1 pseudogene is annotated in these 384 nt (G+C 49.5%); it reads right to left on the reverse strand.

Features of this window, described 5'->3' with window-relative positions:
• Positions 1–80 precede the first annotated feature (80 nt).
• A pseudogene (locus tag C1I92_RS33260) lies at positions 81–384 on the reverse strand (L-fucose:H+ symporter permease); the annotation flags it as partial.

Genomic DNA, 384 nt, shown 5'->3' on the forward strand with positions numbered 1-384 from the left:
GTCAATAACCGGGCGGATACCAATTTTCGGTAAGCTGATTTTTTTCATTACAGATTCCTCACTTTATTCGGAAAATATGTTCAGTTAGTTGCCGTTTGAGAGCGGAAACGGGCAAAGATAAAGATGACCGCGAAGCAGAGTGCGGGGATCAGTTCAGCAGTGGGGATGTTGCCCGCCGCGTCACTGACAAAACCCATGACCGGAGTGACAATACCGCCGCCAATGATGGTCATAACGATGAAGGACGAACCGTATTTGGTGTCCTGGCCGAGATTCTTAATGCCCAGCGAGAAGATTGTTGGGTACTGAATCGACATAAAGGCGCTGCATAAAGTCAGGGCTATTAAGCCCACATGACCGCCAGCGAAGGCTGAGATCAGGCAC

Source organism: Jiangella anatolica (assembly GCF_003236295.1).
GTDB classification, from domain to species: Bacteria; Actinomycetota; Actinomycetes; order Jiangellales; family Jiangellaceae; genus Jiangella; species Jiangella anatolica.